The following is an 8,353-nucleotide window of genomic DNA, read 5'->3' on the forward strand; positions in this document are numbered from 1 at the left end:
GGGCCTCTGAGCAAACATGAACTTGTCATGCGTCAACCCCGCCTTCTTCAAACCTCGTAGGGGAAAAATTTGCTCCAACGGCCATCTTCCGCGTGTCCAGCATACGTAAAGGTCAGCTCCCAGTGGGAGAGGAAGCAAGGACTACGAAGCCGGAGTTGTGGGCAATAGGCAATAGAGAAGGTGAAACTTGGGTGCGTTGGCGTCAAGGCCCGTTCCCAGGTTGCACCCGGCCTACGAAAGCCGCTACATCACCCGCCCAAACCAAGCCACCGACAACCCAGCCGCCACCACCACCATCACTGCCGCAAAGGCCGCAAACAACCCGCTGATCTCCGTTTCCTTCTTCTCGACCACCAGCCGGGTGCTCAGCGACTGATAGACCTTCTTCAGGTCGTTTGCCGTCCCCGCATAGAAGTACTCCGCTCGCGTTGCACTCGCGATGTTCTTCAGCGCGTCTTCATCCAGTCGCACCCGCATGCTCCAGCCTTCGAAGCCGATGGTTTCGCCGTCCTTCGTGCCAATGCCGACCGCATAAACCTTCACGCCCCGGTCCGCCGCCATCTTGGCTGCATCCATGGGGTCGGGGCCGGTGGTCCGCTGGCCGTCGGTGAGCAAGATGATGGCGCCCGATCCGTACGACCACGGCGCCACTGGGTCGAAATCCTTCTTCGGCTTGGCCCCCGGCCCGACCGGCATGTTGCGTGCGCCGGTGATCTGCGACAGGTCGATGCCGGCATCCGGGAACAAGGTCGCCAGCGACAGCACGATGCCGCTGCCGATGGCCGTGCCGCGCTGCAACTGGAAGCGGTCGATGGCCGCCACGATGTCCTCGCGGCTTTGCGTCGGTGGCTGCACCACGGCGGCCGTGCCGGCGAACGACACCACGCCCACGCGCACGCTTCTCGGCAGGTCTTTCACGAAGGCCTTGGCGGCCTCTTGTGCCGCGACGAGCCGGTTGGGCTGGACGTCGGTCGCCTGCATGCTGCCCGAGACGTCCATCGCGAGGATGATGGTTTCCTGCTGGCTCGGCAGCGTCACGATGGCCATTGGCCGCGCGGTCGCGAGCAGCAATGCGGCGATGGCCAGCAGCAGCAGCGATGGTGGCAGATGCCGGCGCCACCCCGGACCCTTGCCGCTGGCTTGCTTGACAAGCGCCAGGCTCGCGAATCGAACCGTGTTCTTCTTGCGTCGATACAGGAGCCACAGGTACAAGGCCACCAGTGCGGGCAGCAGCAGGAGAAGCCACAACAGATCGGGCCAGGCGAAGGTCATCGGCGGCCTCCGTGACCCGGCGTGGCGGCAAGCGGCGACGACGGGCGGCCATGGCGCGACAAGTGCACCGGCAATGCGCCTCCTGCCGACAAACGACTGCGCTGGCGTCTCATCTCGGCAAACCTCAGTACTGCATCAACAAGATCATCATCGGTCGCCAACTCCAGCGTGTCCACCCCCGCTTGCAGAAGGGCTGCGTGAAGCTGTTCTTCGTTGTCTTCTGCTGCCTGGATGAAGCGTTCGCGAAAACCCGGATCGTGTGTGTCGACGAACAATTGCTCGCCGGTTTCCGCGTCCTGGATGGTCACGAGGCCCAGGTCGGGCAATTCAAGTTCCGTCGGGTCGTAAAGCCGGATGGCGAGCACTTCGTGGTGCTGGGCCATCCGTGCCAAGCTGTCTTCCCAGCCCGGCGAGCTGATGAAGTCCGACACCACAAAGACCATCGAGCGTCGCGAAATCATTTGCCGCGCGGCCTCCAGCAAATTGCGTAACTGCGTTGGCGCCTTGGCCGCTGGCGGCTGGTAGTTGCGCATGCGCTGCAGCAAATGCAGCACGTGATTTCGACCGTGCCGTGCGGGCAGTACCGCGTCGACCTGCGAGCCGTAGAGCAGGGCGCCCACGCGGTTGCCATGACGTGTCAGCACCCGCGCGAGCACGGCGACAAACTCGGCCGACACCGTGCGCTTGGTGCGTTCGCGCGAGCCGAAGTCGACGCTGCCACTCAGGTCCAGCAGGAACCACGCGTTCAACTCGCGGTCTTCGGTGAACTGCCGCACGTGCGGTGTCTGCAGGCGCGCCGTCACGTTCCAGTCGATGTGGCGCACGTCGTCGTGGTGCTGGTATTCGCGCAGGTCGGCCAGGTCCAGCCCCGCGCCGCGGAACAGCGTCCGGTAGTCGCCCTGGAGCATGCCGTCCAGGCGACGGACCACCGTCCATTCGAGACGGCGAAGAATGGCTTCAGAGGATGAGAGTTTTTCGAGCATGTCCGAGCAGCGCCTCAAAAGGCACCTGATCTAGGCGCAAAAGCACAGCCATAGCCCGCGCTATGGCGAGCATTTGCAACGACGAGCAGGGGTCTTTTGGCGTGATGAGCGGGCATGATCGAAATACTCTCAGCCTCTCAGAGGTTGGCGCGCTCATCGGCGTGGTGGGTCATGGGTTTGTCAGGCTTGGGCAGCTTCTGCACGATCTGGGCCACGATCTGGTCGGCGCTCGATCCATCGGCCAGCGCTTCGTAGCTCAGCACAAGGCGGTGGCGCAGCACATCGGGGACGAGATCGATCACGTCCTCGGGCAGGGCGTAGCTGCGGCCGCGCAGCATTGCCATGGCCCGGGCGCCTTCGATCAGGCCGATGGTGGCGCGGGGGCTTGCGCCGAAGGTGATGTACTTGGCGAGATCGGGCAGCCCGTGGCGGGCCGGGTCGCGCGTGGCGGTGACAAGCCTCACCGCGTACTGAATGAGCGACGGGTCGACGTAAACCTTGCGGCATTCCATCTGCAGTTCGGCCAGCTGCCCTGTGCTCGCCACCGCGCTCACGACGGCCGGCTCACCCGTCACGCGCTGGACGATCACGAACTCTTCTTCCTCGCTCGGGTAGCCGACCTGCACCTTCATCATGAAGCGATCGACCTGCGCTTCCGGCAGCGGATAAGTGCCTTCGGTCTCGATGGGGTTTTGTGTGGCCATGACCAGAAACGGCGAGGGCACCTTGTGCGTTTCTCCTGCAATCGTTACCTGCCGTTCCTGCATGACTTCGAGCAGCGCGCTTTGCACCTTGGCGGGTGCGCGGTTGATCTCATCGGCCAGCAGCAGGTTGGCGAATACCGGTCCGAGCGAGGTGCTGAACTCGCCCGTCTTCTGGTTGTAGATGCGCGTGCCGACCAAGTCGGCCGGTACGAGGTCGGGCGTGAACTGGATGCGTTTGAACGAGCCGCGCAAGGTGGTCGCAAGCGTCTTGACGGTGATGGTCTTGGCAAGCCCCGGAACGCCTTCCACGAGAAGGTGGCCTTGCGCGAGCATTGCCACCATCACGCGCTCGAGGAACTTGTCTTGCCCGACGACGACTCGCTTGACCTCGTAGAGGATACGTTCCATCAATGTGGCGGTGTCTGGCGTGTCCATGGTTCTCCTTGATTGAATGTCTCGGGCAGATCAGAAGGGTGGCATGCCTGCGGCGGCCGCCGCGTTCTCGATGGGCACTGCAAAGCCAATGCCGATGAAGGTGCCTTGCTCGCCCGGGTTGAGGATGGCGGTGACGATGCCCACCACTGCGCCGTCCATGGTCACGAGCGGCCCCCCCGAGTTGCCCGGATTGGCAGCCGCGTCGAACTGGATCAGGTTGGTCAGCCGCTCGCCCTCAGGCGCGCGGAAGCTGCGCTTCAGGCCCGAGATGACCCCGCCCGAGGCGGACGGGCCGATGCCGAAGGGAAAACCCACGGCCAGCACTTCATCGCCCGGAATCAGGTCGCCCGTGCCCCGCATGGTGGCGGCCTGCAGGTCGTCGGGGAGACTCTTGGCGCGCAGCACCGCGAGGTCGTTCTCGGGTTGTGCGCCGACCAGCATGGCGTCGGATTCGTGCCCGTCGAAAAAGGTGACGCGGATGCGCTTGGACCCCACCACGACGTGCAGGTTGGTGAGGATGGTGCCGTTGTCGATGATGACCACGCCCGTGCCCGTAGAGCGCGAATGCAACTTGGGGTCCTCGTGCTTGGCCGCGGCTTCTTCCTTGTCATCCTTGTCGTCGTCGGTGCCGACGATGCGCACCACCGACGGCCTGATGGCGGCGTAGGCACGTGCATAGGGCGAGGGAAGAACTTCCTTCGCGAGCGTCTGCTTGACGGCGCCATCGATGTCTTCCTGAGTCAAGACTCGTGCCGGCGCGAACAGCGCATGCTGGGCGATCCCACCGCTCATGATGAGCAGAACCGCAGCGGCAGCCCACATCGGCGCGCGGTGGCGGACTAGGAAATTGCGGACGCGGTGGCGACGCGTCGGCTTCCCGTCAGGTGCGGCGGGTTCAGGTTCCGCAGGGTCGGTTGATGGCGAGGAGGTGGCGGTGGAGGTGTCTCGGGCAAGCGCCGCCATTTCGGGCCGGGTCGGCGAACCAGGACGATGGCGTGAACGGCTGTAAAGCGGAGCCTTCTTCATCGCTGCACCCCCTCGATTCACCAATCGGCAAACCTTGTGCCTGAACCGTATCACGGTCGGAGGCTGCATGCACGCGAGGGGTGAGTAAACCGGGCATGATTCAACGGATGTCCTGGATCGATTCGCACTGCCATCTCGATGCCCGAGAGTTCGATGCCGACCGTGCCGACGTGGTGCGCCGCGCACGCGACGCTGGCGTGTTGCAAATCGTGCTTCCGGCGGTTGCAGTGTGGAACTTCGATTCGGTTCGTCGCCTCGCCCACGAACATCGGTTTTGTTACGCACTCGGCATTCATCCGCTGTGCGTGGACGGCGCGCGCGACGAAGACATCGACACGCTTCATGCTGCGGTGCGCCAACATCGTGACGACCCGCGGCTGGTGGGCATCGGTGAAATCGGGCTCGACCATTTCATTCCCGGCCTTGACCGCGCAAAGCAAGAGCGCTTCTACGTGGCGCAATTGAAGCTCGCGGTGGAGTTCGACCTGCCGGTGATCGTGCATGTGCGACGATCGGCGGATACCTTGCTCAAGCACCTGCGGCGCATTCCGGCGCGAGGCATCGCGCATGCCTTCAACGGCAGCGAACAGCAGGCGCAGTTCTTCATCGAACTCGGGTTCAAGCTGGGCTTTGGCGGCGCGATGACCTTTGATCGCGCCTTGCAGATTCGGCGCTTGGTGCAATCGGTGCCCGACGAAGCGATCGTGCTGGAAACCGACTCGCCCGACATCCCGCCACACTGGCTTTACAAGACTGCGGAGCAACGTGCCAAGGGCGCCACCATGCGCAACGAGCCCGCCCAGTTGCCGCGAATCGCGGGCACGCTCACGGAATTGCGAGGCTGGTCGGTGCAAGACGCTGCCCGCATCAGCACGGCCAATGCGCATGTCGCCCTGCCGAGGCTGGCGGCCTTGGATGAATCGTAGGGTGGGCAAAGCGAAGCGTGCCCACGCGGTGGTCAATCAAATCAGATCGACTGTCCGCGTGGGCACGCTTCGCTTTGCCCACCCTACACTGAGGCGATGCGCTGTCAAAAAAATCAAGCTGACGTCGACCTCGCGCCGGCCACGATGTCCGAAGCGGACGGTGTGCGTTACCTGCACCTCGGAACACCCTGGGTGCAGGGGGCGATGCGAGTACGCAAGCCGCAGTTGCTCGAACTCGAATACATCCAACGCATGATGGCGTGGATGCTGTTTCGGCCGTCGAAAGAATTGACGCATGGCCACGCCGTGCAGTTGGGCCTCGGTGCTGCGGCCATTACGCGCTTTTGCCATGGCGTGATGAAGATGCGCACGACCGCGGTCGAATTGAATCCCACCGTCATCTCGGCATGCCGCATGTGGTTTCGGTTGCCGGACGATGGCGCGAAGCTGAAGGTGCTGAATGGTGACGCCGCCCACTACGCCGCCGATGCGGAGCATGCGCAAACCGCAGACGTGCTGTGTGTCGATCTCTACGACCACGACGCGGCCAGCCCGGTTCTCGACAGCAGAGGCTTCTACCGCGATTGCCATCGATTGCTGGCCGACGGCGGCGTGATGAGTGTCAACCTCTTCGGCCGCGACGCGAGCTTCGAGCGCAGCGCAAGGCGCATCGCAGCCGCCTTTGGCGACGAGCAGGTGCGCTCGCTTCGACCCACCAAGGAGGGCAACACCGTCGTCATCGCGGTCAAGGCCGCGGACATGCCCGATCGCGACGAGCTTGCCGCACGTGCGGAAAACATCGAAACTCGATTCCAGTTGCCTGCGAGAAAGTGGTTGCGGATGATCCGCATGCTGCCTGCCGCGGACCCCTCGACATGACCTCCAGCGACCACCCCGCCCGCACGACACCGACCGGCAAGCTCGACTGGCGCCCGCTGCTCAAATGGCTGCGCGACGACAAGGTCATCGCGCCTGAAGACTACGAGGTCACGAAGAAGCGATTCGGCGGCGCCAACAGCGCGCAGCATCCCCTTGTTCGATTGGGCTCCGCAGGCTTGTCGCGCCTGGGCAGTGGCCGCGTGCTCGACACCGAAGCGCTGACGGAGTGGCTGGCGGGCCGATGCGGCCTGTCCTATGTGCGCATCGACCCGCTCAAGGTCGACGTCGGCCGCGTGGCCGAGATCATGTCCATCAGTTATGCCGAGCGCCGCCGTGCATTGCCGCTGCATGTCGGCGCGCACGAGGTGACGATCGCTACTTGCGAGCCCTTCGACACCGCTTGGGTGTCCGAGATCGAAAGCCACACGCGCAAGTCCATCAAGCTCCTGCTCGTGAGCCCGCTAGAACTGCAGAAGTACACGACGGAGTTCTACACGCTGTCGCGTTCCGTGCGCGCAGCCATCAAGTCGGGCGAGACCGCGGCGGTCGCAAGCTTCGAGCAACTGGTTGAACTCGGCCGCAGCAATCGCCAACTCGATGCCAACGACCAGGGTGTCGTGCAGGTGGTCGACTGGTTGTGGCAATACGCCTTCGACCAGCGTGCATCGGACATTCACCTCGAGCCGCGGCGCGAACTGAGCGCCATCCGGTTCCGCATCGACGGCATGATGCACACCGTCTATCAGCTTCCGCCGGGCGTGATGAACGCGATGATTGCGCGGGTGAAGCTGCTGGGCCGCATGGACGTGATCGAGAAGCGCCGGCCGCTCGACGGCCGCATCAAGACCCGCAACCCCGACGGCGATGAAGTGGAAATGCGTTTGTCGACGCTGCCCACGGCCTTCGGCGAGAAGATGGTGATGCGCATCTTCGACCCTGACACCACGGTCAAGCCACTCGAACAACTCGGCTTCGGCAGCCACGACGCGAAGCGCTGGGAGGGGCTGACGACGAAGGCCCACGGCATCATCCTCGTGACGGGTCCCACGGGCTCTGGAAAGACCACGACGCTCTATTCGACATTGCGCCGTTTGGCCACCGACGAAGTCAATGTCTGCACGATCGAAGACCCGATCGAAATGATCCAGCCCGCGTTCAATCAAACGCAGGTGCAGTCCGCGCTCGACCTCAACTTCGCGGAGGGCCTGCGCGCCTTGATGCGCCAGGATCCGGACATCATCATGGTCGGCGAAATCCGCGATCTCGAAACCGCGGAGATGGCCATCCAGGCGGCGCTGACCGGCCACTTGGTGTTCAGCACGCTGCACACCAACGATGCAACGTCGGCGATCACGCGGCTCGTCGATCTCGGTGTGCCGCCTTATCTCATCGGTGCGACTGTGATCGGCGTGCTTGCACAGCGGCTCGTGCGAACCCTGTGCGCCAGCTGCAAGCAGCCAGACGACGAGCTGACCGCGGACAAGCTGGCCGAGTTCGTGAAACCTTGGCGTCTCAATGGTGCCGTGCGTGCATACAAGCCGGTGGGTTGTCTCGAATGCCGCATGACGGGCTATCGAGGGCGCGCGGGTCTTTATGAATTGCTCACCGTCGGCGACGCCGCGCGGCGCTGCATTTCTCCTGTGCCTGACGGGGCAGGACTGCGTCAGCAAGCGCTGAAAGACGGCCTGCGTCCGCTGCGTCTCGCGGGCGCGATGAAGGTCGCCGAGGGCGTGACCACGATCGATGAAGTGTTGAGTGCTACCCCTTCTTGGGAGTGATGGAGATCCTCACGTTGCCTCGCCTGTGCCCCGCAGGTCTTCGCTACCTCTCCCTCTGGGCTGGGGTGCTGGGGTGCTGGGGTGAGCGTGGGCGGTGAATAAAGCCATGGGTTGCATCACCGCAGCCCCTCACCCAACCTCTCCCCAGAGGGGAGAGGAGCCAATACAAGACCTTGCCCAAGGGGTGCCTCTCAGCCCCACCAATTTCAGGTCTTTGCTCCATCTCCCTCTTGTCTCCGGGGGAGAGGAAGCCGAAATGCGTTGCTTCGAAGCGGGCCACAGCGAGCGAGCCTGTATTGCTCCCTCGCCCCTTCGGGGAGAGGGCTGGGGTGAGGGGCCTGGGCCTCTGA

7 protein-coding genes are annotated in these 8,353 nt (G+C 63.8%); 3 read left to right on the top strand and 4 right to left on the bottom strand.

Annotated features, from left to right (window positions below):
• Nucleotides 1-243: 243 nt before the first annotated feature.
• From AC30NL_RS20550 to AC30NL_RS20565, 4 genes are all read right to left on the bottom strand, one after another.
• Complete coding sequence (locus AC30NL_RS20550) at nt 244-1,272, bottom strand: VWA domain-containing protein (protein ID WP_489465840.1); 1,029 nt, start codon at nt 1,270-1,272, stop codon at nt 244-246.
• Nucleotides 1,269-2,255: a DUF58 domain-containing protein gene (locus AC30NL_RS20555; protein WP_489465841.1), complete on the bottom strand. Its 987-nt coding sequence runs from the start codon at nt 2,253-2,255 to the stop codon at nt 1,269-1,271. The genes AC30NL_RS20550 and AC30NL_RS20555 overlap by 4 nt, the downstream gene beginning before the upstream one ends.
• Before the next feature lie 137 nt (nt 2,256-2,392).
• Nucleotides 2,393-3,394 (bottom strand): AAA family ATPase, encoded by a 1,002-nt coding sequence (locus AC30NL_RS20560; protein ID WP_489465842.1) that lies wholly within the window; start codon nt 3,392-3,394, stop codon nt 2,393-2,395.
• A gap of 30 nt (nt 3,395-3,424) precedes the next feature.
• A complete protein-coding gene (locus tag AC30NL_RS20565; RefSeq protein ID WP_489465843.1) occupies nt 3,425-4,420 on the bottom strand; it encodes a S1C family serine protease in 996 nt (331 codons plus the stop codon).
• Between the two features lie 107 nt (nt 4,421-4,527).
• On the opposite strand from AC30NL_RS20565, the gene AC30NL_RS20570 reads away from it, so the two are divergent.
• From AC30NL_RS20570 to AC30NL_RS20580, 3 genes are all read left to right on the top strand, one after another.
• Complete coding sequence (locus tag AC30NL_RS20570) at nt 4,528-5,346, top strand: TatD family hydrolase (RefSeq protein WP_489465844.1); 819 nt, start codon at nt 4,528-4,530, stop codon at nt 5,344-5,346.
• A 96-nt stretch (nt 5,347-5,442) separates the two neighbouring features.
• On the top strand, nt 5,443-6,225 hold the full coding sequence (locus AC30NL_RS20575; protein WP_489465845.1) for a spermine/spermidine synthase domain-containing protein: 783 nt from the start codon (nt 5,443-5,445) through the stop codon (nt 6,223-6,225).
• On the top strand, nt 6,222-8,003 hold the full coding sequence (locus AC30NL_RS20580; RefSeq protein ID WP_489465846.1) for a GspE/PulE family protein: 1,782 nt from the start codon (nt 6,222-6,224) through the stop codon (nt 8,001-8,003). The genes AC30NL_RS20575 and AC30NL_RS20580 overlap by 4 nt, the downstream gene beginning before the upstream one ends.
• The last annotated feature ends 350 nt before the right edge of the window (nt 8,004-8,353 follow it).

This window comes from Rhizobacter sp., from assembly GCA_021153565.1.
Lineage (GTDB): Bacteria > Pseudomonadota > Gammaproteobacteria > Burkholderiales > Burkholderiaceae_C > Albitalea.

Bases quoted from the DNA above. Each gene is read 5' to 3' on its own strand.
- AC30NL_RS20560 (WP_489465842.1), bottom strand. From the start codon at position 3,394: ATGGACACGCCAGACACCGCCACATTGATGGAACGTATCCTCTACGAG.
- AC30NL_RS20565 (WP_489465843.1), bottom strand. From the start codon at position 4,420: ATGAAGAAGGCTCCGCTTTACAGCCGTTCACGCCATCGTCCTGGTTCG.
- AC30NL_RS20570 (WP_489465844.1), top strand. From the start codon at position 4,528: ATGTCCTGGATCGATTCGCACTGCCATCTCGATGCCCGAGAGTTCGAT.
- AC30NL_RS20550 (WP_489465840.1), bottom strand. From the start codon at position 1,272: ATGACCTTCGCCTGGCCCGATCTGTTGTGGCTTCTCCTGCTGCTGCCC.
- AC30NL_RS20555 (WP_489465841.1), bottom strand. From the start codon at position 2,255: ATGCTCGAAAAACTCTCATCCTCTGAAGCCATTCTTCGCCGTCTCGAA.
- AC30NL_RS20575 (WP_489465845.1), top strand. From the start codon at position 5,443: ATGCGCTGTCAAAAAAATCAAGCTGACGTCGACCTCGCGCCGGCCACG.
- AC30NL_RS20580 (WP_489465846.1), top strand. From the start codon at position 6,222: ATGACCTCCAGCGACCACCCCGCCCGCACGACACCGACCGGCAAGCTC.